Source organism: Halomonas sp. DP5N14-9 (assembly GCF_019802175.1).
GTDB classification, from domain to species: Bacteria; Pseudomonadota; Gammaproteobacteria; order Pseudomonadales; family Halomonadaceae; genus Halomonas; species Halomonas litopenaei.
In genome coordinates, this window is sequence record NZ_JAHVHR010000020.1 from 343,935 (window position 1) to 370,486 (window position 26,552).

Genomic DNA, 26,552 nt, shown 5'->3' on the forward strand with positions numbered 1-26,552 from the left:
CGGTCGGTTTACTTGCGCTGGACCGATTCGACCTTGCGTTTCAGCTTGCTCATGCGAGCACGCTCGGCCAGTGGCCGGCTGGCGTCCTCCACCGGGCCACCCTTGGCTGGCCCCAGCAGGTGGGCCATCCAGCGGGTCTGGGGGTGGCTGTCGAGGGCGATCTTCAACGTCATCGTCAGCACCACCGACAGCAACATGCCGGTGACCCCGAAGATCCAGCCCCACACCACCAGCGACAGGAAGGCGACGAAGGTGGACAACCCCAGCGCCCGCCCCATGACCCGCGGTTCGACCAGATTGCCCATGACGAAGTTGATCGACAGATAGGCAAGGCTCAGCAGCAACGCATCGCCCATGCCCCCGTCCGGAGATACCAGCACCAGCAGCACCGCCGGCACCGCGGCGATGGCCGAACCGATGTTGGGGATATAGTTGAGCGCAAAGGCCAGCACCGCCCACAGCAGCGGGAAGTCGACCCCCACCAGCAGACAGGCCACCCACACCAGGGCCCCGGTGACCAGGCTGATCACGGTCTTGACCGCCAGGTAACGCTTGAGGGTGTGGCTGAACTCGTTGAAGCGCTCGAGGCTCGGGGCGGGGTTGGCCAGCGCCCGGGATATCTTGTCGCGGAAGTTCAGCGTCTCGAACAACATGAACATCACCAGCAGCGCCACCACGACACTCTGCATCATCAGATTGCCGAGCTGGCTGAGCAGTGCCGGAAGCCATTCGCCAAGCTTCTGGGTGTCGAGAAACCCGGCCAGCCGCTGGGTGTCGATGGCAAGCCCCATGCTGGCCAGTCCATCGAGCAGGCGCAGGTAGTATTCGTAGAGCTTTTCCTCGATCCCGGGCAAGGCCTCGGCAAAGGTACCGACACTATTGGCCAGCAACAGCGCCAGCAGGATCAGCATGCCGCCGATCACCACCAGCGTGACCCATACCGATAGTCTCAAGCCCAGCCCCCGCTCGTGCAGCCACTGCACCGGGGCGGTACACACCACCGCGATGAACAGCGACAGCAGCACCGGCACCAGCAGGTCTGCCCCCGCGCGCATGCCGGCGACGATGACCACCAGTGCAGCCAGGGCCAGCGTCAGGTTCAAGGGGAGCCTGCGCTCCTGCGCCTCGACTTCATCTTCCATGGACGGTAGCTCCTCTCGTTAACCAGCCGTCGGCTCGACGGCGTTATCGGCGCCATCATGCCCCGCCAATCGTTTCAGCACAAAGAATCATGACACATGGCGCAACATTGCCAATGTTCCGTGTATCACTCCGGCGACATTGGCCGGCCCAGGCTCAACCATGCAAGGATCGTGGAGACGCTTGAGATCCGGGAACGTCTCGCCAGGGACACCGTCCCAGTCAGTAGGCCCTGGCCGGTGCTGGACCCTGTCAGACTTTTCTGCGACGCGCCCCCTGTTGTTCGCCCTGTTGTTTGCCCTGTCGTTCATCCCCCACGTTACAAGGAGAATCCGATGTCACTCGCCACTCCCTCCGCCCGGTCACGGGCGATGCCGAGCCTTCGCCTGCGCCACCTCCACCGGCTGGCGACGGTGGGGCTCGGCCTGGCGCTGGCTTCTATGGCCGCCACGCCCTCCCTGGCCGCCGAGTCACCCACGCCACGCTATCTGGATATCCAGGCCCAGTCCGAGCTCAAGGTCGCGCCGGACGAGGCGACCTTGAACGCCCGGCTGTGGGAGCTGACACCGGCCATCGCCCAGGAAAAGGACAGTGGTGACCACGGCCAGGCCCTGGCTGAGGCCCGCCAACGCCTGGAGGATCGCGCCGCCGAGCTGATCTCGGCGCTGGAAGACGCGGGTCTTTCCCGCGAGGCGATCAACGCTGGATCGCTGCGGGTACAGCAGGAGATGCTGCATCAAACGCGCCAGGGCAACGACAACCCCATCCCCATGGTACGTACTCGCCTGGAACGTCCGGTGACCCTGGCGATCAGCGATCTCGATAGCCTTCCGACCCTGCTCGACGCCCTGACCGAAGCCGGCGTCAATGCACTGGACGGCGTCAGCTACGATCTTGCCGACCGCGACGCGGCCAGCGACCGCGCACTGACCCAGGCGCTCGAGCGCGCCAGGGCCAAGGCCGAACTGATGGCGGACGCCCTGGGAGTGGAGCTCGGTGAGGTGATCCATGTCAGCGAGACCAACGCCCCGGTGTTTCAGCCACGCATGATGGCGATGCGCGCGGACATGGCCGAAAGCGGCGGCAACGCCGACTACAGCCCCGGCAGCATCACCATCGACGCCGGCGTCCAGGTCCGCTGGGGGCTGGCCGAGGCAACCGCGGATATCGATCAGGATCGCCAGCAGGTCCCGGCTGCGCCGCAATGACGATAGCGGCGACGTCAGCCCGACGGCCATGGCACCGGTGGCCAACGAGTCCCCCCGCCCAACGGAAAGCGGCCGGGGTCCGGTGCCATATCGCCTAAGCCTGTTACGCCTAAGCCCGTGACGTAAAAAGCCCCGGTGGTAGCGACCACCGGGGCTTTTGCTTGTGCTTGAGCTTTTGCTTAAGCAAGGGCAAGCGCGCCTGCCCCTCTCGAGGGCGGATCAGACGTTGATGCGCTCGACCCCGCCCATATAGGGACGCAGCACCTCGGGAACGGTGATGGAGCCGTCCTCGTTCTGGTGGTTTTCCATCACCGCGATCAGGCAGCGGCCCACCGCCAGGCCGGAGCCGTTGAGGGTGTGCAGAAGCTGCGGCTTCTTTTCACCCTTGGCGCGGAAGCGCGCCTGCAGGCGGCGTGCCTGGAAGTCCTCGCAGTTGGACACCGAGGAGATCTCACGGTAGGTGTCCTGGCTCGGCAGCCAGACCTCGAGATCGTAGGTCTTGGCGGCGGAGAAGCCCATGTCGCCAGTGCACAGGGTCACCACCCGGTAAGGCAGCTCGAGCGCCTGAAGGATCGCCTCGGCGTGGCCGCGCATTTCCTCCAGCGCCTCGTAGCTCTTGGCCGGATCGACCAGCTGGACCATCTCGACCTTGTCGAACTGGTGCTGGCGGATCATGCCGCGGGTGTCGCGACCGTGGGAACCTGCCTCGCTGCGAAAGCAGGGAGTATGGGCGGTCAGCTTCAGCGGCAAGGCGCCAGCGTCGACGATCTCGCCACGCAGCAGGTTGGTCAGCGGCACCTCGGCAGTCGGGATCAGGTGGAATTCGCGCTCGTCATCGAGCTTGAACAGGTCCTCGCCGAACTTGGGCAACTGGCCGGTGCCGTAGAGCGAGTCACGGTTGACCATGTAGGGCACATAGCACTCTTCGTAGCCGTGCTCCAGGGTCTGCTTGTCGAGCATGAACTGGGTCAGGGCGCGGTGCAGACGGGCGATCGGCCCGCGCATCACGGCGAAGCGGGCGCCGGTCAGCTTGGCGGCAACCTCGAAGTCCAGATCGCCCTTCTTGGCTCCCAGATCAACGTGATCCCTGACCTCGAAGGCGTACTCGCCGGGGTTGCCCCAGCGCGACACCTCGACGTTGTCGTCTTCGCTTGCGCCTTCGGGCACGCTGGCGTGGGGCAGGTTGGGGATCCCCGCAGCGATGTCTTCCCACTGGCCCTGCACCTCGGCCAGCGCCACCTTGGCGGCGTCCAGGCGCTCGCCCAGGTCACTGACCTCGTCGAGCAGCGGCTGGATATCCTCGCCGGCGGCCTTGGCCTTGCCGATCGCCTTGGAGCGAGTGTTGCGCTCGTTCTGCAAACGCTCGGTCTCGGTCTGCAGCTCGCGACGGCGGGATTCCAGCGAGCCAAGCGCCTCGCTGTCGAGAGAGTAACCGCGGGTGGCCAGTCGTTGGGCGAGCGTATCGAGGTCGCCGCGCAGCAGTTTCGGATCGAGCATGGAGTCTGGTCCGTCGCCTGAGTGAAAAGAACATGTCGGATGCGGAAGGCGTCACCTGGGGGCGTGCGTCACCATCGCCAGCGTCGGACGCTGCTCTCGGGCCCCACCGTGAGGACAGCCGAAAAGCGCCCCGCTGGTGTGCCTTGGGACCACCCTCCGCGCAGGCGACACATTGTAGGCAAAAGCGAGAGGCGGCGCCATCGACCGGGGGCGAGCGCCGGCTTCTCTCGCGATCGGGATGCACCTACCCCCCGAGACGCGGTAAAGTGGACGCCCTCCCATTCTCCTGCCCTGTCGATAGCGCCAGCCGCGCCGCCGCGGGGCCTGTATCGACCGAGACCATGATCGCACCACTGCCCCTAGCTGATGCCGCGACCCCACTGGACCAGCACTACGTCGACTTTCTCAAGGCCCTGAAGGCGGAAGGTTTCGAGGGCGAAATCGCCCCGGACTACGCCAGCCGCACGGTGCTGGCCACCGACAACTCGCTCTACCAGCGTCTGCCCCAGGCGGCGGTGTTTCCGCGTCATGCAGCTGACCTCGAGCTGCTCGGCCGGCTCGCCGGGCGCGAAGCCTTCCGCAAGGTGGCCCTGACACCGCGTGGTGGCGGCACCGGCACCAACGGCCAGTCGCTGAGCGACGGCCTGGTGGTGGACGTGTCCCGGCACATGAACCAGATCCTCGAGATCGACGTCGACAACCGCCGGGTGCGGGTCCAGGCCGGGGTGGTCAAGGACCAGCTCAACGCCGCCTTGAGGCCCCATGGGCTGTTCTTCGCACCGGAATTGTCCACCTCCAACCGGGCGACCATCGGCGGCATGATCGCCACCGACGCCAGCGGCCAGGGCAGCTGCGAATACGGCAAGACCCGCCACCATGTGCTCGAGCTCGACAGCGTACTGATCGGCGGCGAGCGCCTGATCAGCGCCGCGGTCGACGAGGACGAACTCGAGACCCTGTGCGCCGAGGACTCGGCCCGGGGCCGCGCCTATCGCGCCGCCCGCAAGATCATCGAGCAGGAGCGCGAGCGCATCGAGGCGATCTTCCCGCCGCTCAACCGCTGCCTGACCGGCTATGACCTGGCCCACCTTCGCGACGACGACGGCCGCTTCAACCTCAACAGCGTGCTGTGCGGCGCCGAGGGCTCGCTGGCGCTGACCAACGAGGCGGTGCTCAACGTGCTGCCGATCCCGCGCCACTCGATCCTGGTCAATGTGCGCTACCCGAGCTTCATGGCGGCCCTCGCCGACGCCAAGGCGCTGATGGCCGGCGGCTCGTCACCAGAAAAGCCGCAGGCGCTTCGCCCCACCTCCATCGAGACCGTGGACGACAAGGTGTTGAAGCTCGCCATGGAGGACTTCGTGTGGGACTCGGTGGCCGAGTTCTTCCCGGTGGATGACGGCCCGGCCATCGAAGGCATCAACCTGGTGGAGTTCAACGACGACGACCCCGAGCGCCTCGAGGCCCGGGTCGACGCCTTCTGCCGGGGACTCGAAAGCGACACCAGCGTCACCCGCCTGGGCTTCACCCAGGCCATCGGCCGTGACGCCATCGGTCGGGTCTACGCCATGCGCAAGCGCTCGGTGGGCCTGCTCGGCAACGTCAAGGGCGAGAAGCGCCCGCTGCCCTTCGTCGAGGATACCGCGGTCCCCCCAGAGCACCTGGCCGACTACATCGCCGAGTTCCGCGCCCTGCTCGATGCCCGAGGGCTCGAGTACGGCATGTTCGGCCACGTCGACGCCGGAGTGTTGCATGTGCGCCCGGCACTGGACATGAAGGACCCGCGCCAGCAGGCGATGATCCGCGAAATCTCCGATGAGGTGGCGGCGCTGACCCAGCGCTACCACGGCCTGCTGTGGGGGGAGCACGGCAAGGGCGTGCGCTCGGAGTACGCCCCGGCCTTCTTCGGTGAGCTCTACCCCAGCCTGCGACGCCTCAAGGGTGCCTTCGACCCGCACAACCAGCTCAATCCCGGCAAGATCGCGACGCCGCTGGTGGAGACCGACGAAGCGGCCAACAGCCAGCCCGAGCCCGGCGCCAGCCTCAGCGACCCCGGCCTGCTGGCCATCGACGCGGTACCCATGCGCGGCGATTTCGATCGTCAGATCGACGAGCGGGTGTGGCAGGCCCACGCCGACGCCGTCTACTGCAACGGCAACGGCGCCTGCTACAACTATGATCCCGACGACGCCATGTGCCCGTCGTGGAAGGCCACCCGGGATCGTGTGCACTCGCCCAAGGGCCGCGCCAGCCTGATGCGCGAATGGCTGCGCCTGCAGGGGAAGACCGGCATCGACGTGGTCGAGGAGTCACAGCGCAAGAAGGATGAGACCGCGCTCGGCTGGCTCGCCCACCTGCCCCGCCGCGCTCTCAACAGCCTGCGCGGCAAGGACGACTTTTCCCACGAGGTCTACGACGCCATGGCCGGCTGCCTGGCGTGCAAGTCCTGCGCCGGCCAGTGCCCGATCAAGGTCAATGTCCCGGCCTTCCGCTCCCAGTTCCTCGAGGTCTACCACGGACGCTACCTGCGACCGCTGCGCGACTACCTGATCGGCGGGCTCGAATTCCTGCTGCCGGCGCTGGCGCCACTGGCCCCGGCCTACAACGCGGCACTCGATAACCGCCTGGTGGACCGGCTGATGGCCCGCGGCCTCGGCATGGTCGACAGCCCCAGGCTGTCACGCGCCCGGCTCAAGAAGCAGCTCAAGGCCTGGGGCGTGGCCGAGGCCACTCCGCTGACGCTGGGACGCCTCAGCGAGCGCCAGAAGGCGCGCAGCGTGATCCTGGTGCAGGACGCCTTCACCAGCCACTTCGAAGCCAGACTGGTCGCCGACGTGGTGGAGCTGCTGTCGCGCCTCGATATCCGCGTCTTCGTCGCGCCCTACAAGCCCAACGGCAAGCCGCTCAACGTCCAGGGCTTTCTCGGCGCCTTCGAGCGCACCGCCCGCAAGCGTGCCCGAGAGCTCTCCACCCTGGCCGCCAGCGGCGTGCCGCTGGTGGGCATCGACCCGGCGATGACCCTGACCTATCGCCAGGAGTACGTGAAGGCACTGGGTGAGCAGGCGGTGCCTGAGGTGCTGATGCTGCAGGAGTGGCTTTTGAGTCTGGGCGCCTCGCTGGTGCCCTCGGGACTCGACCTGAGCGAGGAAGCCCCCTTCCAGCTGCTGTCCCACTGCACCGAGAAGACCCAGGCGCCGGGCAGCCCCAAGGCCTGGCAGCAATTGTTCGAACGTTTCGGGCTGCGCCTGGCGCCCCTGCCCTCGGGCTGCTGCGGCATGTCCGGCACCTACGGCCACGAGGCACGCAACCTTACGACCTCGCGCACCATCTACGCCCAGTCCTGGGAACCGGTGGTGCAGGAGCACGGCGACAGCGGTCGCCTGCTGGCCACCGGCTACTCCTGTCGCAGCCAGGCCCGACGCTTCTCCGACAGCCAGCTGCCGCATCCGCTGCAGGCGCTGCTCGGCGCACTTCGTCGGGCGAGCTGAGTCAGACCATCGTTGACGCCTATGATGGCGATGGTTTGCATGATCGACGCCGCGTCAGTACGCTGCGCGGCTTTTCCCGTTTCGGAGTCGACCGACCATGGAGCATGCCGGACTCACCCTGGCGGCCGTTGGCCTGCTGGCGCTGGGCTCACAGTGGCTAGCCTGGCGCCTCAAGGTCCCCGCCATCCTGACGCTGTTGATCGCCGGCATTGCCGCAGGCCCGGTGACCGGCCTGCTCGACCCCGACGCCCTGTTCGGCGAGCTGCTGTTCCCGCTGGTGTCGCTGGCGGTGGCGGTGATCCTGTTCGAGGGTAGCCTCACCCTGAACTTTCGCGAGCTGGGAGGGCATGGCCGCACGGTGCGCCGCCTGGTCACCTGGGGAGCCCTGATCACCGCTCTGTGCGGAGCGCTGGCCGCCCGCTGGCTGCTGGGCCTGAGCTGGGAGATGGCGAGCCTGCTTGGGGCGCTGCTGGTGGTCACCGGCCCGACGGTGATCCTGCCGCTGCTGCAGACCCTGCGGGCCCGCGAGCACCTGACCCAGATCCTGCGCTGGGAGGGCATCCTGATCGACCCGGTGGGCGCCATCGGCGCGGTGCTGGTCTACGAATTCGTCGCCCTGGGCTCCGGCACCCAGGCACTGCCGCACACCCTGATGCTGTTCGCCCAGACCGCGTTGATCGGCTTCGGCTTCGGCGTCGCCGGCGGCTATCTATGGGGCCAGGTACTGCGCCAGCACCTGCTGCCGCAACGGCTGCACAGCTTCGGCACCCTGATGACCATGCTCGGTCTGTTCACCCTGTCCAACACCCTGTTTCACGAGTCCGGCCTGTTGACGGTGACGGTAATGGGCGCCTGGCTCGCCAATATGCGTGGCGTGCCCACCCGACCGATCATCGAGTTCAAGGAGACCCTGTCGATCCTTCTGATCTCGGGACTGTTCATCCTGCTGGCGGCACGTCTGACGGTCGAGCAACTGGCGCTGCTGGGCTGGCCGGCCTGGGCCTTTCTGGCGGTACTGTTGTTGCTGGTGCGTCCGCTGGCGGTGTGGCTGTGCACCCTGGGCAGCGGCCTGGACTGGCGCGAGAAGAGCCTGCTGGCGTTCATCTCGCCCCGCGGCATCGTCGCCGCCGCAGTGGCCTCACTGTTCGCGCTGCGGCTGGAAGAGATCGGAGTGCCCGGCGCCGACCGGCTGGTGCCGGTGACCTTTCTGGTGATCATCGCCACGGTCGTATCCCAGAGTCTGCTGGCCCGCCCGCTGGGCGACTGGCTGAAGGTGCGCCGTCCCTCGGCCCACGGCGTGCTGATCATCGGCGCCAACCCGGTGGCCCGGCAGATGGCCCACTGTCTGCGCCAGGCCCGACTCGGCGTGCTGCTGACCGACTCGAGCTGGGACGCGGTGCAGGCCGCCCGCGCCGAGGGGCTCTCGGCCTACTACGGTGACCCGCTGTCCGAACACGCCGCCCAGCATATGGAGCTGAGCGGTATCGGCTACCTGATGCCGCTGTCGCCCTACCGAGAGCTCAATGATCTGGCCGCGCTGCACTTCGAGCATCTGCTGGGCCAGGGCCAGGTATTCCGCCTGGCGGTCAACCTGGGGCGCCAGGCCCGGCGCCAGCACGCCACCGCCATCGAGCATGTTCCCTACCTGTTCGGCCGCGAGATGACCTTTGCCCAGCTCTCGAGCCTGGTGGAGCGTGGGGCTCGCTTCGAGGTCGAAAGGCTCGACGAAGCCCCCCGCTCACGGGCGCTGCTGCGCGCGAGCGGCGACAAGCGTGCGAGTGGAGAAAGGGGTGAAAGACGCCCAAGTCACGTCCACAGCACAGACACCCGGCAAGCGCCCCTCCAGGCCAAGGACGTCGCCAGCGCGAGACGTCAGGGGGCTTTCCCCGGCGACACCGACTCGGCGCCGCTGATCTGTGTCGGCACTTCAGGGCGGCCGCGCATCGCCACCGCCGACGCGCCGCTGACACCACGCAAGGGCGATCATGTGATCCGCCTGGTCATGCCAGACCGGCAAAGTAGTCGGAAATAAAAACACCTCGGGCCGGTCGATGACCGGCCCGAGGTGTCTTCAGGCGAGTACAGGACTTAGAAGAACAGTCGCCGCAGGGCCTCGCCCGGATCTTCTTCGCGCATGAAGGCCTCGCCCACCAGGAAGCCGTGGACGTCGTTCTCGCGCATGCGCAGCACATCGTCGCGGCTGTGGATGCCGGACTCGGTGATCACCGTGACCTCGGGCGGAATCCGCGGCAGCAGTTCCAGGGTGGTCTCGAGTCGGGTATTGAAGGTATGCAGGTCGCGGTTGTTGATCCCGACCAGATCCAGATCGAGCGCCAGCGCCCGCTCCAGTTCCTGAGCGTCGTGGACCTCCACCAGCACGTCCATGCCAAGCTCGCCAGCCTGCTGGTGCAGGTCGCGCATCTGGGCGTCCTCCAGGGCGGCGACGATCAGCAGGATGCAGTCGGCGCCGATGGCCCGCGCCTCGCTGACCTGGTAGCCGTGGACGATGAAGTCCTTGCGGATCACCGGCAGGCTGCACGCCTCGCGGGCGGCAATCAGGTAGTCCTCATGGCCCTGGAAGAAGTCGGCGTCGGTCAGCACCGAGAGGCAGGCCGCCCCACCCCGGGCGTACTGAGCGGCGATCTCGGCCGGGCGAAAGTCCTCACGGATCAGCCCCTTCGAGGGTGAAGCCTTCTTGACCTCGGCGATCACCGCGGCGTCGCCGTCACGGATCCGCTCGGCCAGCGAGATGACGAAACCGCGCGGTGCATCCTGCTCTCGGGCACGCGCGAGCAACGCCTGCTCGCTGACCTGGCGGCGTCGGCTGGCGACCTCCTCGTCCTTGCGCTCGAGGATTCGCTCGAGGATCGTCGGGGTGGCATTGGCCATGTTGTGATTCTCCTTGCGGCCCGTGGGGCTCTTTGCAGAAAGGTCCTACTGAGCGAACACCCGGGTAAAGTGGGCCAGTTCCTTCATCTTTTCCAGCGCCAGCCTGGTTCCCTGGGCGTCCTGGGCCATCAGCACGCCTTCCTTGAGGGAATCGGCCACGTCGGCGGCGTAGAGGGCGGCGCCGGCGTTGAGGGCGACGATATCCGCCGCAGGCCCCTCGCCTGACAGCGCCTTCTCGACCAGACGCAGGCTGTCCTCGGCGGTCTTGACCTTGAGCGGAGAGAGCGACTGACGCTCGATACCGACATCCTCGGGGGTCAGGGTATAGCGGTGGATCTCGCCATCCTTGAGTTCGGCGATGCGGGTCGGCGCCGCCAGCGAGATTTCGTCCAGGCCGTCTTCGGCGTGGGCCACCAGCACATGCCGACTGCCGAGCTGGCGCAGCACCTCCACCATCAACTCCAGCAGGTCGGCGTGGTAGACGCCGAGCAGCTGATTGGGCGCACTGGCAGGGTTGGTCAGCGGCCCCAGAATATTGAACAGGGTGCGCACACCCATCTCGCGGCGCGGACCGATGGCGTGACGCATGGCCGGGTGGTGGTTGGGCGCGAACATGAAGCCGACGCCGACCTCCTCGATGCAGCGGCCTACCTGTTCGGCGTCCAGATCCAGGCCGATGCCGGCCACCTGGAACAGATCGGCGCTGCCCGAGGACGACGACACCCCTCGGTTGCCGTGCTTGGCCACATGGGCGCCGGCGGCGGCGGCGACAAAGCTCGAGGCGGTGGATACGTTAAACAGGTTGGCGCCGTCCCCACCGGTGCCGACGATATCCACGACGTTGTCGCAGGACAGCGTTACTGGCGTCATCAGGTCGCGCATCACCTGGGCGCAGCCACTGATTTCCTCGGCGGTCTCGCCCTTCATCGCCATCCCCATCAGAAAGGCGGCGACCTGGGCGTCACTGGCCTCGCCGGTCATGATGGTGCGCATCACCGCATAGGCCTGCTCTCGGCCCAGGTTCTCCCGGCGCATCACCGCCGCGATGGCATTGGTCATCTGCATGCAAGTCTCCTGATGGTAGTCAGTGGCGCTCGAGGAAGTTGGCCAGCATCTCGTGTCCCTGTCGCGACAGGATCGATTCCGGGTGGAACTGCACCCCTTCGATGGGCAGCTCCTTGTGGCGCAGGCCCATGATCAGGCCGGGGGTGACGTCGTCGTCATCGGTCCAGGCGGTGATCTCGAGGCACTCCGGCAGACTCTCGCGCTCCACCACCAGCGAATGGTAGCGGGTCACCGAGAGCGGATCATCGAGGCCCTTGAACACACCCTGTCCGGCATGGCGAATGTCGGAGGTCTTGCCGTGCATGACCTGGGGCGCGCGGACCACCTTGCCGCCGAACACCTGGCCGATGGCCTGATGGCCGAGGCACACACCGAGCAGCGGCAGCTTGCCGGCGAAGTGGCGAATCAGCTCCAGCGAGATGCCGGCCTCGTTGGGCGTGCAGGGCCCCGGCGACACCACGATGTGGCTGGGCGCCATGGCCTCGATCTCGTCGAGGCTGATGGTGTCATTGCGTCGGGTCACCACCTCGGCGCCCAGTTCGCCTAGGTACTGGACGATGTTGTAGGTGAAGCTGTCGTAGTTATCGAGCATCAAGATCATGGTGGCTCCAGGATTCAATATTGGGCTTCACCCAGCGAGACGACCCACACACAAAAATGCCGCCTCGCGGGCGGCACTTTCGCTGTCCTGACCGTCGTTGTCCAGACCGTGGTCCGCGACACCCCGGCGCTCAGGGTTCCTCCGCCCGCTTCAGTCGAAGGGGCGCCACCACTGCTGGCGATCACGGGACGGTGCGGAGGTCATATTCATCATGGGCTTATAGTGTGTGTCGTGGTCATGGCTGTCAAGCGGATGTCAGGCCGAACTCAGCGCAGTCCCTGCTCGGCCATGGCCACGGCACGAAACAGCGCACGCCCCTTGTTCAGGGTCTCGTCCCACTCGGACTGGGGCACCGAGTCCGCCACCACGCCGGCGCCACATTGGACGTGCAGCTGACCGTCCTTGATCACCGCGGTGCGGATGGCGATGGCGGTGTCCATGTTGCCATGCCAGGACAGGTAGCCGACGGCCCCGGAGTAGACGCCGCGCTTGACCGGTTCGACCTCGTCGATGATCTCCATCGCGCGGATCTTGGGCGCTCCGGACAGGGTGCCCGCCGGGAAGGTGGCGCGCAGCACGTCCATGGCGCTGTAGCCCGGCTTCAGCTTGCCGGTGACGTTGGAGACGATGTGCATGACGTGGGAGTAGCGCTCGATGGCCATCTGATCGGTCACCTCGACGCTGCCGGTCTCGGAGATGCGGCCGACGTCGTTGCGGCCCAGGTCGATCAGCATCAGGTGCTCGGCGACCTCCTTGGGGTCGGCCAGCAGGTCCTCCTCCAGCGCCTTGTCCTCGGCCTCGGTCTTGCCGCGCACCCGGGTGCCGGCGATCGGACGCACCGTCACCATGCCATCCTCCAGGCGGGTCAGGATCTCCGGCGAGGCACCCACCACATGGTGGTCGTCAAGGTTGAAGAAGAACATGTAGGGCGACGGATTGAGGCTGCGAAGAGCCCGATACAGGTCCAGCGGCTCGGCCTGGAACTCGATCGACATGCGCTGGGACGGCACGCACTGCATCACGTCGCCCGCCAGCACGTACTCCTTGATCCTTTCCACCGCCGACTTGAAGCCCTCTTCGGTGAAGCCGGAGGTGAAGTGCCCCTCCTCCACCGCCGGGCGCGCGTCACCGGGCACTCGCGAGGCCACCGACAGCGGGCTGCGCAGGGCGTCTTCCAGGGCGCTCAGCCGGGCCTGGGCGGCGCTGTAGGCCGAGGGCGTGGAAGGATCGGCGTGGGTCCACAGGGTCAGACGCCCATAAAGGTTGTCGAACACCACCAGCTCATCGCACACCATCAACAGGATGTCCGGCACCCCGATGGGGTCGTCCTTCTCCACACCGGCCAGGCGCGGCTCGATATAGCGGATGGTGTCGTAGCCGAAGTAGCCCACCAGTCCGCCGTCGAAGATCGGCTGGTTGTCGAGCACCGGCACCTTGAAGCGACGCTGGAACTCCTCGATCCAGGCCAGCGGATCTTCCACTTCGGTGGCGCCGGTCACGTCACCATCGACAATATGCTGAACCTGATAGCCCCGCACCTCGATGCGTTCGCGACAGGGCAGACCGATGATCGAGTAACGCCCCCACTTCTCGCCGCCGGTCACCGACTCGAGCAGAAAGGTCCAGGGTTGATCGGCCAGTTTCAGATAGGTGGACAGCGGCGTGTCCAGGTCGGCCATCATCTCGCGGGTGATGGGAATACGGTTGTAGCCGGCCTGGGCCAGCTCATCGAAACGCTCGGGGGTCATCATGCCCAGATCCTCAATTCAAGAGACGAAAGTGACAACGACAAGAACGGAGAAACGGTCACCATCGCCAACCGCAGGACGTCGTAGGCAGCGACGCAGACAGATGCGGACAGGACATCGAGGAGAAGCAAGGCTGGGCCATGGGCAGTCCACCAGCGAAACGAATGAATGAAGCCAACGAGTGACAGACCGCTACCGCGAGACCCGTGCGCCGCGCTCGCGGATTCCACACGACGGGATTCCCTGTGACGGGCGCCTGGCAAGGCCTGCAATAGCGAGGATTTATCGGCATGACGCTAACGATAGTGTCATGCCAAAAAACCCTAAACGAGTTGTTCCAGCGATTCAACCACCAGATCCGGCTCGCTCAGGCTGATCGGTTCACCGTGATTGTAGCCGTAAGGCACCGCCACGGTACGGAAACCGGCGGCCTTGCCCGCCGCGACATCGTGACGGGAGTCGCCCACCATAAGACAGTACGAGGGACAGACGTCGAACTGCTGGGACAGGTGTCGCAGCGGCATGGGGTCAGGCTTGCGACGAGGCAGGGTGTCGCCACCGAGGCAGGCGGAAAAGAAGCCATCGATACCCAGATGCTCGAGGATCGGGTGGATGAAGGCCTCGGGCTTGTTGGTGACCAGACACAGGATCAGACCCCGCCCGAACAGCCGCTTCAAGGTCTCCGTCACCCCCGGATAGAGCCTCGTCCTGTCGCAGGGACGGCGATGGTAGTGCTCGAGGAAGCGCTCGTGGGCGGTCTTCAACAGCACCTCGCTGGGGGCCTCGCCCAGTGCATCGGTCAGGGCACGTTCCAGCAGCACCCAGGCACCATTGCCGACCCAGTCGCGCACCCTGGCTTCGCCTGCCGGCGCCAGTTCGACGTCGATCAAGGCGGAATCCACCGCCGCTGCCAGGTCCGGGACCGAATCGATCAGGGTGCCATCCAGATCGAAGGCCACCAACAGCACCCCCTCCAGGGCGTCACCCATAGGCCGTCTCCTCGACTATGCCGAAATTGGAATATCTATGCGCGGCGCACATTCTGGCGCAAGCGCCGTGGTCAGCCAAGCACTTATCTGTCTATGATGGCGCTCCACCTTTTTTCTGGAGCTCATCATGAGCAAACCCACCATCGTGGTTGTCGGCGGCGGCGCCGGCGGCCTTGAGCTGGTCACGCGCCTGGGACGACGGCTCGGCAAGAAGGACAAGGCCGACATCGTGCTGGTCGATCGCAATTCGACCCACATCTGGAAACCGCTGTTGCATGAGGTCGCCACCGGCGTCCTCGACTCGGGCCTCGACGAGATTTCCTATCAGGCCCACTCGGCGGCCAATGGCTACCGCTTCCAGCGCGGCACCCTGTGCGATCTGGATCGTGAGTCCCGCCAACTGACCCTGGCCCCCATCGTCGATGACGAGGGCAACGAGATCCTGCCGGCGCGGCGTCTCGACTACGATCACCTGGTACTGGCGGTCGGCAGCGTCAGCAACGACTTCGGCACGAAAGGCGTGGCGGACCACTGCCACTTCCTCGACAGTCCTGCCCAGGCCGAAGGCTTTCGACAGGCACTGCTCAATACCTTCATGCGCTACAGCACCCGGCTCGAGGATCAGGATCCCTGCATTACCGTGGGCATCATCGGGGCCGGGGCCACCGGCGTCGAACTGGCCGCCGAGTTGCACGACGCCTCGCGCATGCTCAAGAGCTACGGCTTTACCGCGCTGGGCCGCGAGCACCTGCGGGTCCACCTGATCGAGGCCGCGCCCAAGGTGCTGCCGGCGCTGCCGGACCGCATCAGCGGCGCGGTGCACAAGGAACTCGAGAACCTGGGGGTCAAGGTCCATGTGGACACCCGGGTGACCATGGTCGACGAGCGCGCCATCCACACCACCGACGATGACGCCATCGAAATCGACCTGGGGGTGTGGGCCGCCGGCATCAAGGCTCCGGCCTTCCTGGCAGAACTGGGGCTGGAGGTGGAGCGCAACAACAGGGTCAAGGTGGCCGCCACCATGCAGAGCATCGATGACCCGCACATCTTCGCCTTCGGCGACTGCGCCAGCTGCCCCCAGGAAGACGGCACGGTGGTGCCGCCCAGGGCCCAGGCCGCCCACCAGCAGGCCGGCGTGCTCTACCGTAACCTGTGTGCCGTGGTCGACGGCAAGCCGCTCAAGGAATTTGTCTTCCGCGACCGAGGCTCGCTGATTTCGCTGGCCCACTTCGACGCCATCGGCAGCCTGATGCGCGCCGCCTCGGCCCGTAGCCTGTTCATCGAGGGTAACCTGGCGCGCTTCTTCTACGCCTCGCTCTACCGCATGCACCAGCGCGCCATCCACGGCACGGTCAAGACCGCGATGATGGTGGTGGTGGATGGGCTTAACCGCTTCCTCAAGCCCAGGCTAAAGCTGCACTAGGGCTTGTCTGAAAAGTGCCTGCGCTCGGTAATACGGCGTTAAAAATCGGATCAAAATGCTCATTTACACCCCGTAAACTGCGCTTTCTCACCGATTTTTGCCTTGTCTAACCTTCGCTCGTCGACTTTTCGGACAGCGCCTAGGGCTCGTCTGAAACGTGCCTGCCCGCACACCCCTGCAAGACTTCGCACTGTGCGTTTACAGCAAGAGAGGCTGCCCCAGGGCAGCTTCTCTCGTTTGTCGTCATCGACAGCACCACATCCTGCTCAGGCGTTGGCCTGGGGCTCGTCCTTGGCGTGGTGATAGAGATGCACGTCGCGCTGGGGAAAGGGAATGCTGATACCTTCGCGATCGAAGCGACGCTTGATCTCCTCGGTCATCTCCCAGTAGACGTCCCAGTAGTCGGATGCCTGCACCCAGGGCCGCACGATCCATGTGATGGAGGAGTCGCCCATGGCATTCATGCGGATATTCGGCGCCGGTTCGCTGAGCACGCGAGGGTCGTCGGCGACCACGCTCTCCAGCACCCGACGCACGGTATCGATGTCGTCGTCATAGCCGACCCCCACCGTCAGATCGACCCGACGAGTGGCGTGGGCAGAATAGTTGACCACGGCACCGCTCATCATCTGGCCGTTGGGCACGATGATCTTGCGATTGTCCGGCGTGCTCAGCTCGGTGCTGATGATCTGCACATCCTCGACGGTGCCGCTGACCCCACCTGCCTCCACGTAGTCGCCGATCCGGTAGGGGCGGAAGATGATGACCATGACCCCGGCGGCGAAGTTGGCCAGCGACCCCTGCAGGGCCAGACCCACCGCCAGACCGGCGGCACCGATCACCGCGATCAACGAGGCGGTCTGGATACCGATCCGGCTGATGGCGGCCAGGATCACGAAGGTCAGCAGCAAGGCATACAGGATGTTGCCGAGGAACTTGACCAGCAGGGGTTCGACGTCGGCACGCTGCATGCCCTTGACCACCACCCGGTGTACCGCCTTGGCCACCCAGCGACCGATGATGAAGATCGCCGCCGCGGCGACCAGATTGATCAGAAACTGCAGCCCGGTGGTCGAGGCAAACTCGATCAGGGCCTCCACGTCCAGCTTTTGCAGGAACTCCATCTACCTCTCCTTGTATGTCGTTTTCGTTATCGAAGTACGATCCTGCTCGACCACCGCCCTCGCTTCGTCAGTGCTGATGCGCGCTGCCAGCCACTGGCGCTTGCGACGCACCGACATGCGCTTGACGGCGATTTCCAGCCGGCTGGCGTCACCTCGCGTGCCGACCGGCTCCTGATGGCGAAGCGTCAGCGGGCCCTTGCCACGCAGCGCCTTGGCGCCCTTGCCGCTGCGGTGTTGCTCGACACGTCTGGCGACATCGGTGGTAATGCCGGTATAAAGCGCCCCGGCCGCCGTCTCGACGATATACAGGTACCACGTCGTCGTTGCCGCCGCCGGCAGCTCGGGTACTGGCTCGCCTGAGACAGGCTCATCTGAGACAGGCTCGACTAAGCCCGGCTCATCCAAGCCCGGCTTGCCTGAGCCAGCATAGTCCGAATCGCCAATCACCGCGTAGAGGCCAGGCGCGAGCGAAAGTCGGCGATGATGCTGTCGTAGCCGTGGGGGTCCTCGTCGCGACGCGCGCCGAACACCGCGGAGCCCGCGACGAAGGTGTCCGCCCCGGCGCGCGCGATCTCGGCGATATTGTCTACCTTCACGCCACCATCCACCTGCAGACGAATGTCCCGTCCGCTGGCGTCGATGCGCGCACGCGCCTGGCGCAGCTTGTCGAGCGTCGCCGGGATGAACGACTGACCGCCGAAGCCCGGATTGACGCTCATCAGCAGCACCATGTCGACCTTGTCCATCACGTAGTCCAGGTAGGACAGTGGCGTCGCCGGGTTGAACACCAGTCCCGCCTTGCAGCCGCCGTCACGAATCAGCTGCAGCGAGCGATCGATATGTTCGGAGGCCTCGGGGTGGAAGGTGATGTAGCTGGCACCGGCATCGATGAAGTCACCGATCAGTCGATCCACGGGCTTGACCATCAGGTGGGCATCGATGGGCGCGGTGACGCCATGCTTGCGCAGCGCCTCACAGACCATCGGCCCGATGGTCAGGTTAGGCACGTAGTGATTGTCCATCACGTCGAAGTGGACGATATCGGCACCCGATGCCAGCACGTTGTCGACCTCTTCTCCCAGGCGGGCGAAGTCAGCGGACAGGATCGAAGGCGCGATCAGGAAGTCGTTCATGGAGTCATCCGAGGAGAGAGTCATGGTGGAGGCCACAAGGGCTCGACGAAAAGCGGCATTCTAGCAGTTGGTCCCGCCCGCATCAGCGATCTTCCTCCACATCTTCTGCCGATTCGTCCGGTTGCAGTCGTCTATAGTATGCGCGTTGCGACATCTTATATTCCAAACAGTTTTAACAAACAGGATTGTAATTCCTTAAAATTAGCCTTAGCCTTCGTTGCGATCCGCCGATTTCCCCGGCCCACCCCCGACGTCAAGGAACCCCGACATGAAGCTGCCCCCGATCCTGCGCCGTACCGCCCTGTCCCTGTCCCTGGCCGCCGGCCTCGGCGGTGCCATGGCCTCGCCGGTAATGGCCGAGGACAAGGAGCTGCTCAACTCGTCCTATGACATCGCCCGCGAGCTGTTCGCCGCCATCAACCCGGCGTTTCAGCAGCACTGGCAGGCAGAGAATGACGGTGAGCTGACCATCAAGCAGTCCCACGGCGGCTCTTCCGCCCAGGCCCGCGCCATCCTGCAGGGCCTGAAGGCCGACGTGGTGACCTACAACCAGGTCACCGACGTCCAGGTACTGGCCGATGCCGGCCTGGTCGCGGAAGAATGGCAGAGCCAGTTGCCCAACAATGCCTCGCCCTACTACTCCACCACCGCCTTCCTGGTGCGCAAGGGCAACCCCCAGGGCATCGAGAGCTGGGAAGACCTGGCCGCCGAGGGCGTCGAACTGGTGTTCCCCAACCCCAAGACCTCCGGTAACGGCCGCTATACCTACCTGGCCGCCTGGGGTGCCGCCGAGCGCAACTTCGACGGCGACGAGGACCAGGTGCGCGAGTTCATGAGCGACTTCCTCGGCAATGTGAAGGTGTTTGACACCGGCGGTCGCGGCGCCACCACCAGCTTCATCGAACGTGGCATCGGCGACGTGCTGATCAGCTTCGAGTCCGAGGTCAACAATATCCGTGACGAGTACGGCAGCGACGAATACGACGTCATCGTGCCGCCGGTCAGCATCCTCGCCGAGTTCCCGGTGGCGGTGGTCGAGGAAAACGCTGAGCGCAACGGCAACCTCGAGCTCGCCCGTGCCTACCTCGACTACCTCTACACCGAGGAGGCCCAGCGCCAGCTGGCAGGCTTCAACTACCGCGTCCACAACGAAGCGGTGAAGGAAGAGTTCGCCGATAGCTTCCCCGAGACCGAGCTGTTCGAGGTCCAGGACGTGTTCGGTGGCTGGGACAGCGCCATGGACACCCACTTCAAGAGCGGCGGCGAGCTGGACCAGCTGCAGCGTCGCTGATCGTCAAGGCAAGCGACCTATCCCATGCACAAGGCCATCTCCCTGCCCTTTGCCCGATCCGCCCGGCGCCGCGTGCTGCCGGGCTTCGGCCTGTCTCTGGGCATCAGCCTCACCTTCGTCTCGCTGGTACTGCTGCTGCCGCTGACCGGCCTGGTCGGCCAGCTCAAGGGGCTGTCGCTGTCCGAGTACTGGTTCATCATCAGTGAACCCCGCGTGGTGGCAAGCTACGTCACCACCATCGGTGGCGCCCTGGTGGCGGCGCTGGTCAACGCCGTGTTCGGGCTGTTGATGGCCTGGGTGCTGGTGCGCTACGACTTCCCCGGCAAGCGCCTGCTCGATGCCCTGATGGACCTGCCATTCGCGCTGCCCACGGCGGTCGCCGGCATCACCCTGGCAACGCTCTACTCGTCCAAGGGCTGGATGGGACAGTTGCTGGAGCCGCTGGGCTGGCAGGTGTCCTACACCTGGGTCGGCATCGCCCTGGCCATGGCCTTCACCAGCATCCCCTTCGTCGTGCGCACGGTGCAGCCGGTGCTCGAGGACCTGCCCGCGGAAATCGACGAAGCCGCCATGAGTCTGGGCGCCCGCGACGGCGTGGCCTTTCGTCGGGTCATCCTGCCCCACCTGTGGCCGGCCCTGGTCACCGGCACCGGGCTCGCCTTCGTGCGCTCCCTGGGCGAATTCGGTGCGGTGATCTTCATCGCCGGCAACATGCCCTACGAGACCGAGATCACCTCGCTGATGATCTTCGTCAAGCTGCAGGAGTACGACTACGTGGGGGCCTCGGCCATCGCGTCGGTGGTGCTGGCGACCTCGCTGGCGCTGCTGCTGGCGATCAACCTGTGGCAGGGACGCTTTATCCGCCGACTGCACGGAGGACGCGGCTGATGCAACGAATCGGTGACGCCCCCTGGCTCAGGCGCAGCCTGATCGCGCTGGCGGTAACGCTCTCGGCACTGTTTCTGCTGCTACCGCTGCTGGCCATCTTCGCCCAGGCCCTGGCCGAGGGTGTCGGGCCCTTCATCGCCAATGTCACGGATCACTTCACCCTGGCGGCGATCGGCCTGACCCTGTTCATCACCCTGCTGACGATCCCGGTCAACCTGGTCTTCGGAGTCATGCTGGCCTGGCTGGTGACCCGCTTCGCCTTCCCCGGACGGCGCCTTCTGCAGACACTGATCGACATCCCCTTCGCCATCTCGCCGGTGGTGGCGGGCCTGGTCTACCTGCTGCTCTACGGCCGCAACGGCTGGATCGGCGGCTGGCTGGATGCCCACGACATCCAGTTGATGTTCGCCTGGCCCGGCATCCTGATGGTGACCATCTTCGTCACCTGCCCCTTCGTCGCCAGGGAGCTGATCCCGCTGATGCAGGCCCAGGGCTCCCGCGAGGAAGAAGCGGCGGTAACCCTCGGCGCACGCGGCTTTACGCTGTTTCGCCGGGTGACCCTGCCCAATATCCGCTGGGCCCTGCTCTACGGCGTGATCCTGACCAACGCCCGGGCGGTGGGTGAATTCGGCGCGGTCTCGGTGGTCTCCGGGGCCATCCGCGGCGAGACCAACACCCTGCCGCTGCACGTGGAGCTTCTGTATCAGGACTACAACACCGTCGGCGCCTTCGCCAGCGCCGCCCTGCTGGCGCTGATCGCCCTGCTTACCCTGGCCGCCAAGGCCACGCTCGAATGGCGCGCGACGCGCCGGGAGGCCCTGACATGAGCATTCGTCTCGACCATATCCAGAAGCACTTCGGACGCTCCCAGGCGCTGTCTCCCATCGACCTGGACATCAACAGCGGCGAGCTGATCGGCCTGCTGGGCCCGTCCGGTTCCGGCAAGACCACCCTGTTGCGGATCATCGCCGGGCTCGAGACACCGGACGACCACCCCGACTGCCGCATTCTGTTCGGCGAACGCGACGTGACCCATGTCCACGTACGTGACCGGCGTATCGGCTTCGTGTTCCAGCACTACGCGCTGTTCCGCCATATGAGCGTGTTCGACAATGTCGCCTTCGGCCTGACTGTGCTGCCCCGCCGCGAGCGTCCGTCCAGCGGTGAGATCCGCTCCCGGGTCATGCAGCTACTGGAGATGGTGCAGCTGTCTCACCTGGCCGAACGCTTCCCGGCGCAGCTCTCCGGCGGGCAGCAGCAGCGTGTCTCGCTGGCACGCGCCCTGGCCCTCAAGCCAGAGGTGCTGCTGCTCGATGAACCCTTCGGGGCGCTCGATGCCAAGGTCCGCCAGGAGCTGCGTCGCTGGCTCAGGCACCTGCACGACGAGCTGGGCTTCACCAGCGTGTTCGTGACCCACGACCAGGAGGAAGCGCTGGAGCTGTCTGACCGTGTGGTGGTGATGAGCAACGGCCGTATCGAGCAGATCGACACCCCGGAGACGCTGTACCGTCAACCGCGCAATCGCTTCGTGTTCGAATTCCTCGGCGACGTCAATCATCTGGAAGGCGAGGTTCGCGGCGGCGTGCTGACCTGCGGTGAGGCGCGCCTGACACTGGACCTGGACGACGGCCCTCAGGAAATCCTGCTGCGCCCCCACGAGGTACAGGTGGCCGCCGCCCCCAGTGCCGACGCTCACCTGCCCGCGGTGGTCACCGCGGTGGTCCCGGTGGGCGCCGAAGTGCGCATCGAGCTGAACGCCGACTGGATGGACGAGCCCTGGATGGCGACCCTGAGCCATGGCGACGCCGAACGCCTGGCACTTGGCCGTGGCTCCCGGGTCTACGCCCTGCCCCGGCACTGGCACCACTATCCAGACAGTCGGCCCGATAGCCAGCAACCGGACAGGCCTGGTGACCACGCCGCCAAGGATAGCGCCACGCGTCGCGAGTCCGGCGCCACTGTCTGAGCGCCGCCAAGGGTGGCGCCACTGTCCAAGCACCGCCAAGGGTGGCGCCCTGTCCAAGCACCGCGAGTGCGGCGCAGACGCCCGCCTGGCGGGCCTTGTCCGCTTCGATCAGCCCAGGAACTTTTGCTGCACGCCCCCCTCTGATAGACGTACTATCGCCCGTCCAGGCAAAGCCTCGCCCGACGAGTGCGCACTACGGTGCGATTTCTACCGATAACACGACAAGGAGTTCCCCCTATGCTTCGTCGCCTTCTGTTGGGCGCCGCTGGTGTGACCGCGCTGCTCGCGCTCAGCGCCTGCTCGAGCCCCCACCATCTGCAGCCCGACCCCAAGCGCAGCGTGGCCGTGCCGGCCTCCGGCTCTGGCCAGGCGGTCACCGTCATCGCCGCCGATGACCGCCCCTCGGACGTGCTCGGTACCCGCAGCGGCAGCGCAAGCTCCACCGCCACCATCAGTGTCAGCCCCCACGAGATCGTGCCGAGGCTTCAGGCCGAGGTGGAGCGGGCGGTGCGCGAGATGGGCTTCAGCCCCACCGCCGAACCGGCTCCGGGCCGCCCCAGCCTGACGCTGACGCTGAAGAAGCTGAGCTATGAACGCGGCCAGAGTCAGCCGCTGGTGGACGAGGCCAGACTGGAAAGCGTCATCGAGGCCGAAGCCAGCAATGACGGCCAGACCTACACCGGCACCTACACCTCGCGCCGCGTGCAGAGTTATGCGGTGAAGCCGGACAAGGCAACCAATCAGCGCATGGTCACCGACCTGCTCACCGACGGTCTGAACCGGGCCTTCGCCGACCCGGAGCTGGGCCAATTGCTGGCCCGCTGACGCTCGCCCGCCCCGCGGGGCGGGCCAGGCAGGCACACGACAGCGCGCCGCCCCTTGTGGGTGGCGCGCTTTGGTTGGATGCACTCAATCACTCGTCGGTGGTGGGACCACGCCGTACCAGCGCCCACACCGACTCACGAAAGCCATTGGCTTCGGGCTCGCCGTCTTCCAGGTGGGTGACGATGAAGTTGGGGTCGAACAACCGCCTCACCTCGGCGCCGTCCACATGGAACGGCGGACCGTCGTCGCCGCTCCGACTCAGACTGACCAGCAGCCCCCGCGCGCCAGGCGGTATCAGCTGGGCCAGGTGAAAGGCGTAGCGCTGGCGGGTGGCCTCGGGCAAGGCGATCAGGGCGGCGCGATCATAGAAGGCGCCGATCTCCGAGGCCTGGGCGATATGGAAGTGGAAGAAGTCACCGCACCATAGCTCGATACTGCCCTGTCGCAGAATCGCGAAACCGTCCTGCTGGTAGCGCGACACCTCCCCTCGGCCATCTTCCACAAACTGTTCGAGCGCGCGCTCCGACAGCTCGATGCCGAGTACCGGATGTTGATGCTCGGCCAGCCAGCGCATGTCCAGGCTCTTGCCGCACAGCGGCACCAGTACCTTGGTCCCGGGAACCGCCCCCAGCATCGGCCAGTGGCGGATCAGTGCAGGATGAACGCTATCGCGATGAAAGCCGATGCGCCCCTCTTCCCAGCGTTTCAACCAGTGTTCGTGCATCGAATTCTCTGTCCCGGGTGCTAGAACCAGCGGTCGCGCTTGCGCCGACGCCGCGGCAGGTGCGGCACGATCAGGCCGACGATCAGGCCCGCCCCGGCGACGCCCCCGCCGTACATGAAGTAGCGCATCAGCAGGTCTTCCTTGCGGGTCTCCAGGCGAGCCTCGAGGTCCTTGTTGGTCTCGCTGATATCGCTGAAGGCGCTCTCCAGCTCATGATTGCGTGCTTCCAGTTCGGCGATGCGGCTCTCGCGCACCTCGAGGGTCTCGGTCATGGTCCGAGTGCGCTCTTCCCAGCTTTCGTTGATGCCGTCGAGCTCCTCGGTGAGTTCTTCCACCCTTGCCTCGAGCTTGGGCAGCTGGTCGCTGGCGCTGGGGGTCTGTTGCAGTTCGCTGCTGGGGACCCAGACCACGTCTCCGCTGTCGCTTCGGACCTGGGAATAGTCGCCGGAGGTGTCCAGCAGGGTCACCGGCTGGCCGGCGGTCAAGGTGCCGACGATGCGGTAGCCGTCGGTGGGGCCACTGCGCACATAGGTGGTGAGTTCGTCCGACACCCACCGTGAGGTGCCCTCGTCCTGAGCCATCGCCGGCAGGGCGGCGCCGGTCAGGGCGAGGCCCAGGGTCACTGTCTTGAGAAATTGCGTTTTCATGCCGTCTTTCCTGGCTAATCTGGGCTCGGTTGCGACTCGAGTGACGCTGCGCCGGCTTCCTGCCAAGCCGCAACGTGCGATGAGACCAAGGAGGGTGACAAACGTTCCACAGCTCCTGTGGACAAGTGTCGGGAAAACCGCTGGACATCGCTGTCCTGCGGGCGAGACACCTGGGGTTGGCACAAAATGGTCATAAAATAGCCAGCCCGCGTTCCCATCCGCCCGCAAGACTATCACATTGGCTCACCGGGATACCCCGGCCGGTGGACCAAGATCCACCGGGATCTCCGCGCGCCCTGCCCTGGTCCCTGGCCGGTACATCGGCAAACTGGCCCCACCCGGGCCGGGTGCGTATAATGCGCCACCATGCGCCACGGTCGTTCGACCGCCAGTCTCGCGCCCATTCACCACCACTCACGTGACCAGGCACCCCTGGTGCCCATCGGGCCGGGAGCCCGACATATTGCTATGACGAAGAAACTCTTCATCAAGACCCACGGCTGCCAGATGAACGAGTACGACTCTGCCCGCATGGCGGATCTGCTCGGCGACTCCCATCAGATGGAACTGACCGACAACGAACAGGACGCGGACGTGATCCTGCTCAACACCTGTTCGATTCGGGAAAAGGCCCAGGAGAAGGTGTTCCACCAGCTCGGTCGCTGGAAGAAGCTCAAGCAGTCCAACCCCGATCTGGTGATCGGCGTCGGCGGCTGCGTGGCCAGTCAGGAAGGCGAGGCCATTCGCAAGCGCGCCCCCCACGTCGACATGGTGTTCGGTCCCCAGACCCTGCACCGGGTGCCGAGCATGCTCGACGCCAGCCGTGACAACCAGATCTCGGTGGTGGACGTCACCTTCCCCGAGATCGAGAAGTTCGATCACCTGCCCAAGCCCAGCTCCGACGGCGCCAGCGCCTTCGTCTCGGTGATGGAAGGCTGCTCCAAGTACTGCACCTTCTGCGTGGTGCCCTACACCCGTGGCGAGGAAGTCTCGCGGCCGTTCGAGGCGGTCATGGACGAGGTCTTCCACCTGGCCGACCAGGGCGTTCGCGAGATCAACCTGCTGGGCCAGAACGTCAACGCCTACCGCGGGCTCAACGACGACGGCGACGAAATCGATCTGGCCGAACTGATCGCCTGCGTGGCGGCGGTGGACGGCATCGACCGTATCCGCTTCACCACCTCGCACCCGGTGGAGTTCAGCGACAGCCTGATCGAGGCCTACGCCGAGATTCCGGAGCTGGTCAGCCACCTTCACCTGCCGGTGCAGGCCGGTTCCGACCGCATCCTGGCGGCGATGAAGCGCGGTCACACGGTCGAAGAGTACGTCGACAAGATGGAGCGCATCCGCGCCCTGCGCCCGGACATCAGCTTCTCCTCGGACTTCATCATCGGCTTCCCGGGCGAGACCGAGGAGGACTTCGAGGCGACCATGGACCTGATCCATCGCATCGGCTTCGACGTGTCCTTCAGTTTCGTCTACTCCGCTCGCCCGGGCACCCCGGCGGCGGCGCTTGACGACGAGACCCCGGAAGAGATCAAGAAGCAGCGTCTGGCGATCCTGCAGGAGCGCATCAACCAGCAGGCGATGCAGATCAGTCGGCGCATGGTGGGCACTACCCAGCGCGTGCTGGTCAGCGGCTTCTCGCCCCGCGACCCGGGCCAGCTGTCCGGACGCACCGAGAACAACCGGGTGGTCAACTTCCGCGCGGCCAATCCCACCGAGCTGATCGGCTACTTCGTCGACGTCGAGATCACCGAGGCCCTGCCCAACTCGCTGCGTGGCGAACTGGCTTCCGGCGAGCGCTACTGAGGCTCGCCCTGCTCCGGGACGGGCGGCTTGGCCGTTTCACCATGACGATCGCCAATGCACAGGACCCGGAGCATTGCCCTGGCCCACGCCG

At 65.8% G+C, this 26,552-nt stretch carries 22 protein-coding genes; 10 read left to right on the top strand and 12 right to left on the bottom strand.

Going from position 1 to position 26,552, the window contains the following annotated elements; genetic code table 11:
• Positions 1-8: 8 nt before the first annotated feature.
• Positions 9-1,142, bottom strand: coding sequence for an AI-2E family transporter (locus KUW00_RS12700; protein WP_045994370.1), 1,134 nt, complete (start codon positions 1,140-1,142; stop codon positions 9-11).
• 333 nt (positions 1,143-1,475) lie between these two features.
• Between KUW00_RS12700 and KUW00_RS12705 the strand changes: the two genes are divergently transcribed.
• Entirely contained in the window at positions 1,476-2,348 is an 873-nt protein-coding gene (locus KUW00_RS12705; protein WP_261392147.1) for an SIMPL domain-containing protein, read from the top strand.
• A 219-nt stretch (positions 2,349-2,567) separates the two neighbouring features.
• On the opposite strand, the gene serS is transcribed toward KUW00_RS12705, so the two are convergent.
• A complete protein-coding gene (serS, locus tag KUW00_RS12710; protein WP_045994369.1) occupies positions 2,568-3,845 on the bottom strand; it encodes a serine--tRNA ligase in 1,278 nt (425 codons plus the stop codon).
• Positions 3,846-4,186: 341 nt separating this feature from the next.
• Here serS and KUW00_RS12715 point away from each other — a divergent pair, with 341 nt between their 5' ends.
• Together KUW00_RS12715 and KUW00_RS12720 are read left to right on the top strand one after the other, a co-directional pair.
• Positions 4,187-7,333 carry an FAD-binding and (Fe-S)-binding domain-containing protein gene (locus KUW00_RS12715; RefSeq protein WP_222569212.1) on the top strand — a complete coding sequence of 1,049 codons (3,147 nt, stop codon included), beginning with the start codon at positions 4,187-4,189 and terminating at the stop codon, positions 7,331-7,333.
• A gap of 97 nt (positions 7,334-7,430) precedes the next feature.
• The gene (locus tag KUW00_RS12720; RefSeq protein WP_222569213.1) at positions 7,431-9,365 is read left to right on the top strand and encodes a cation:proton antiporter; all 1,935 of its coding nucleotides are present in this window, start codon (positions 7,431-7,433) and stop codon (positions 9,363-9,365) included.
• A 56-nt stretch (positions 9,366-9,421) separates the two neighbouring features.
• On the opposite strand, the gene trpC is transcribed toward KUW00_RS12720, so the two are convergent.
• The 5 genes from trpC to KUW00_RS12745 form a co-directional block, all read right to left on the bottom strand.
• On the bottom strand, positions 9,422-10,222 hold the full coding sequence (trpC, locus tag KUW00_RS12725; protein ID WP_108131493.1) for an indole-3-glycerol phosphate synthase TrpC: 801 nt from the start codon (positions 10,220-10,222) through the stop codon (positions 9,422-9,424).
• Positions 10,223-10,267: 45 nt separating this feature from the next.
• Positions 10,268-11,287, bottom strand: coding sequence for an anthranilate phosphoribosyltransferase (gene trpD / locus KUW00_RS12730; RefSeq protein ID WP_222569214.1), 1,020 nt, complete (start codon positions 11,285-11,287; stop codon positions 10,268-10,270).
• 19 nt (positions 11,288-11,306) lie between these two features.
• Positions 11,307-11,888 carry an anthranilate synthase component II gene (locus KUW00_RS12735; RefSeq protein ID WP_045994387.1) on the bottom strand — a complete coding sequence of 194 codons (582 nt, stop codon included), beginning with the start codon at positions 11,886-11,888 and terminating at the stop codon, positions 11,307-11,309.
• Positions 11,889-12,154: 266 nt separating this feature from the next.
• Positions 12,155-13,636: an anthranilate synthase component I gene (trpE, locus tag KUW00_RS12740; protein WP_108450123.1), complete on the bottom strand. Its 1,482-nt coding sequence runs from the start codon at positions 13,634-13,636 to the stop codon at positions 12,155-12,157.
• A gap of 323 nt (positions 13,637-13,959) precedes the next feature.
• On the bottom strand, positions 13,960-14,625 hold the full coding sequence (locus KUW00_RS12745; protein WP_045993566.1) for a phosphoglycolate phosphatase: 666 nt from the start codon (positions 14,623-14,625) through the stop codon (positions 13,960-13,962).
• A gap of 127 nt (positions 14,626-14,752) precedes the next feature.
• Here KUW00_RS12745 and KUW00_RS12750 point away from each other — a divergent pair, with 127 nt between their 5' ends.
• Complete coding sequence (locus tag KUW00_RS12750; protein WP_045993565.1) at positions 14,753-16,051, top strand: NAD(P)/FAD-dependent oxidoreductase; 1,299 nt, start codon at positions 14,753-14,755, stop codon at positions 16,049-16,051.
• A 266-nt stretch (positions 16,052-16,317) separates the two neighbouring features.
• On the opposite strand, the gene KUW00_RS12755 is transcribed toward KUW00_RS12750, so the two are convergent.
• From KUW00_RS12755 to rpe, 3 genes are read right to left on the bottom strand one after another with little or no spacing between them, the layout of a single operon-like run.
• Positions 16,318-17,175 (bottom strand): mechanosensitive ion channel family protein, encoded by an 858-nt coding sequence (locus KUW00_RS12755; RefSeq protein ID WP_045991780.1) that lies wholly within the window; start codon positions 17,173-17,175, stop codon positions 16,318-16,320.
• Positions 17,176-17,580, bottom strand: coding sequence for a GIY-YIG nuclease family protein (locus KUW00_RS12760; protein ID WP_231498480.1), 405 nt, complete (start codon positions 17,578-17,580; stop codon positions 17,176-17,178).
• 38 nt (positions 17,581-17,618) lie between these two features.
• The gene (gene rpe / locus KUW00_RS12765) at positions 17,619-18,332 is read right to left on the bottom strand and encodes a ribulose-phosphate 3-epimerase (RefSeq protein ID WP_045991820.1); all 714 of its coding nucleotides are present in this window, start codon (positions 18,330-18,332) and stop codon (positions 17,619-17,621) included.
• 313 nt (positions 18,333-18,645) lie between these two features.
• Here rpe and cysP point away from each other — a divergent pair, with 313 nt between their 5' ends.
• The 5 genes from cysP to KUW00_RS12790 all read left to right on the top strand — a co-directional run bounded on the left by cysP (position 18,646) and on the right by KUW00_RS12790 (position 23,278).
• The gene (cysP, locus tag KUW00_RS12770) at positions 18,646-19,599 is read left to right on the top strand and encodes a thiosulfate ABC transporter substrate-binding protein CysP (protein ID WP_261392157.1); all 954 of its coding nucleotides are present in this window, start codon (positions 18,646-18,648) and stop codon (positions 19,597-19,599) included.
• Positions 19,600-19,623: 24 nt separating this feature from the next.
• Complete coding sequence (cysT, locus tag KUW00_RS12775; RefSeq protein ID WP_108131489.1) at positions 19,624-20,487, top strand: sulfate ABC transporter permease subunit CysT; 864 nt, start codon at positions 19,624-19,626, stop codon at positions 20,485-20,487.
• Positions 20,487-21,314, top strand: a complete 828-nt coding sequence (gene cysW / locus KUW00_RS12780; RefSeq protein WP_108449783.1) for a sulfate ABC transporter permease subunit CysW — start codon at positions 20,487-20,489, stop codon at positions 21,312-21,314. Before cysT ends, cysW begins: the two co-directional genes overlap by 1 nt.
• Positions 21,311-22,453, top strand: a complete 1,143-nt coding sequence (locus tag KUW00_RS12785) for a sulfate/molybdate ABC transporter ATP-binding protein (RefSeq protein WP_222569216.1) — start codon at positions 21,311-21,313, stop codon at positions 22,451-22,453. The genes cysW and KUW00_RS12785 overlap by 4 nt, the downstream gene beginning before the upstream one ends.
• A 237-nt stretch (positions 22,454-22,690) precedes the next feature.
• Complete coding sequence (locus KUW00_RS12790) at positions 22,691-23,278, top strand: YajG family lipoprotein (RefSeq protein ID WP_045991784.1); 588 nt, start codon at positions 22,691-22,693, stop codon at positions 23,276-23,278.
• An 88-nt stretch (positions 23,279-23,366) separates the two neighbouring features.
• Here the strand turns inward: KUW00_RS12790 and KUW00_RS12795 are convergent, their stop codons facing one another.
• The gene (locus KUW00_RS12795; protein ID WP_045991785.1) at positions 23,367-24,002 is read right to left on the bottom strand and encodes a thiopurine S-methyltransferase; all 636 of its coding nucleotides are present in this window, start codon (positions 24,000-24,002) and stop codon (positions 23,367-23,369) included.
• Positions 24,003-24,022: 20 nt separating this feature from the next.
• Positions 24,023-24,649: a TIGR04211 family SH3 domain-containing protein gene (locus tag KUW00_RS12800; RefSeq protein WP_045991786.1), complete on the bottom strand. Its 627-nt coding sequence runs from the start codon at positions 24,647-24,649 to the stop codon at positions 24,023-24,025.
• 468 nt (positions 24,650-25,117) lie between these two features.
• On the opposite strand from KUW00_RS12800, the gene miaB reads away from it, so the two are divergent.
• Positions 25,118-26,461, top strand: a complete 1,344-nt coding sequence (gene miaB, locus KUW00_RS12805; RefSeq protein ID WP_045991787.1) for a tRNA (N6-isopentenyl adenosine(37)-C2)-methylthiotransferase MiaB — start codon at positions 25,118-25,120, stop codon at positions 26,459-26,461.
• Positions 26,462-26,552: the final 91 nt, after the last annotated feature.

Bases quoted from the DNA above. Each gene is read 5' to 3' on its own strand.
- trpE (WP_108450123.1), bottom strand. From the start codon at position 13,636: ATGACCCCCGAGCGTTTCGATGAGCTGGCCCAGGCCGGCTACAACCGT.
- rpe (WP_045991820.1), bottom strand. From the start codon at position 18,332: ATGACTCTCTCCTCGGATGACTCCATGAACGACTTCCTGATCGCGCCT.
- miaB (WP_045991787.1), top strand. From the start codon at position 25,118: ATGACGAAGAAACTCTTCATCAAGACCCACGGCTGCCAGATGAACGAG.
- KUW00_RS12750 (WP_045993565.1), top strand. From the start codon at position 14,753: ATGAGCAAACCCACCATCGTGGTTGTCGGCGGCGGCGCCGGCGGCCTT.
- serS (WP_045994369.1), bottom strand. From the start codon at position 3,845: ATGCTCGATCCGAAACTGCTGCGCGGCGACCTCGATACGCTCGCCCAA.
- KUW00_RS12800 (WP_045991786.1), bottom strand. From the start codon at position 24,649: ATGAAAACGCAATTTCTCAAGACAGTGACCCTGGGCCTCGCCCTGACC.
- cysW (WP_108449783.1), top strand. From the start codon at position 20,487: ATGCAACGAATCGGTGACGCCCCCTGGCTCAGGCGCAGCCTGATCGCG.
- KUW00_RS12705 (WP_261392147.1), top strand. From the start codon at position 1,476: ATGTCACTCGCCACTCCCTCCGCCCGGTCACGGGCGATGCCGAGCCTT.
- trpC (WP_108131493.1), bottom strand. From the start codon at position 10,222: ATGGCCAATGCCACCCCGACGATCCTCGAGCGAATCCTCGAGCGCAAG.
- KUW00_RS12790 (WP_045991784.1), top strand. From the start codon at position 22,691: ATGCTTCGTCGCCTTCTGTTGGGCGCCGCTGGTGTGACCGCGCTGCTC.
- KUW00_RS12720 (WP_222569213.1), top strand. From the start codon at position 7,431: ATGGAGCATGCCGGACTCACCCTGGCGGCCGTTGGCCTGCTGGCGCTG.
- KUW00_RS12785 (WP_222569216.1), top strand. From the start codon at position 21,311: ATGAGCATTCGTCTCGACCATATCCAGAAGCACTTCGGACGCTCCCAG.
- trpD (WP_222569214.1), bottom strand. From the start codon at position 11,287: ATGCAGATGACCAATGCCATCGCGGCGGTGATGCGCCGGGAGAACCTG.
- KUW00_RS12795 (WP_045991785.1), bottom strand. From the start codon at position 24,002: ATGCACGAACACTGGTTGAAACGCTGGGAAGAGGGGCGCATCGGCTTT.
- KUW00_RS12715 (WP_222569212.1), top strand. From the start codon at position 4,187: ATGATCGCACCACTGCCCCTAGCTGATGCCGCGACCCCACTGGACCAG.
- cysT (WP_108131489.1), top strand. From the start codon at position 19,624: ATGCACAAGGCCATCTCCCTGCCCTTTGCCCGATCCGCCCGGCGCCGC.
- cysP (WP_261392157.1), top strand. From the start codon at position 18,646: ATGGCCTCGCCGGTAATGGCCGAGGACAAGGAGCTGCTCAACTCGTCC.
- KUW00_RS12735 (WP_045994387.1), bottom strand. From the start codon at position 11,888: ATGATCTTGATGCTCGATAACTACGACAGCTTCACCTACAACATCGTC.
- KUW00_RS12745 (WP_045993566.1), bottom strand. From the start codon at position 14,625: ATGGGTGACGCCCTGGAGGGGGTGCTGTTGGTGGCCTTCGATCTGGAT.
- KUW00_RS12700 (WP_045994370.1), bottom strand. From the start codon at position 1,142: ATGGAAGATGAAGTCGAGGCGCAGGAGCGCAGGCTCCCCTTGAACCTG.
- KUW00_RS12755 (WP_045991780.1), bottom strand. From the start codon at position 17,175: ATGGAGTTCCTGCAAAAGCTGGACGTGGAGGCCCTGATCGAGTTTGCC.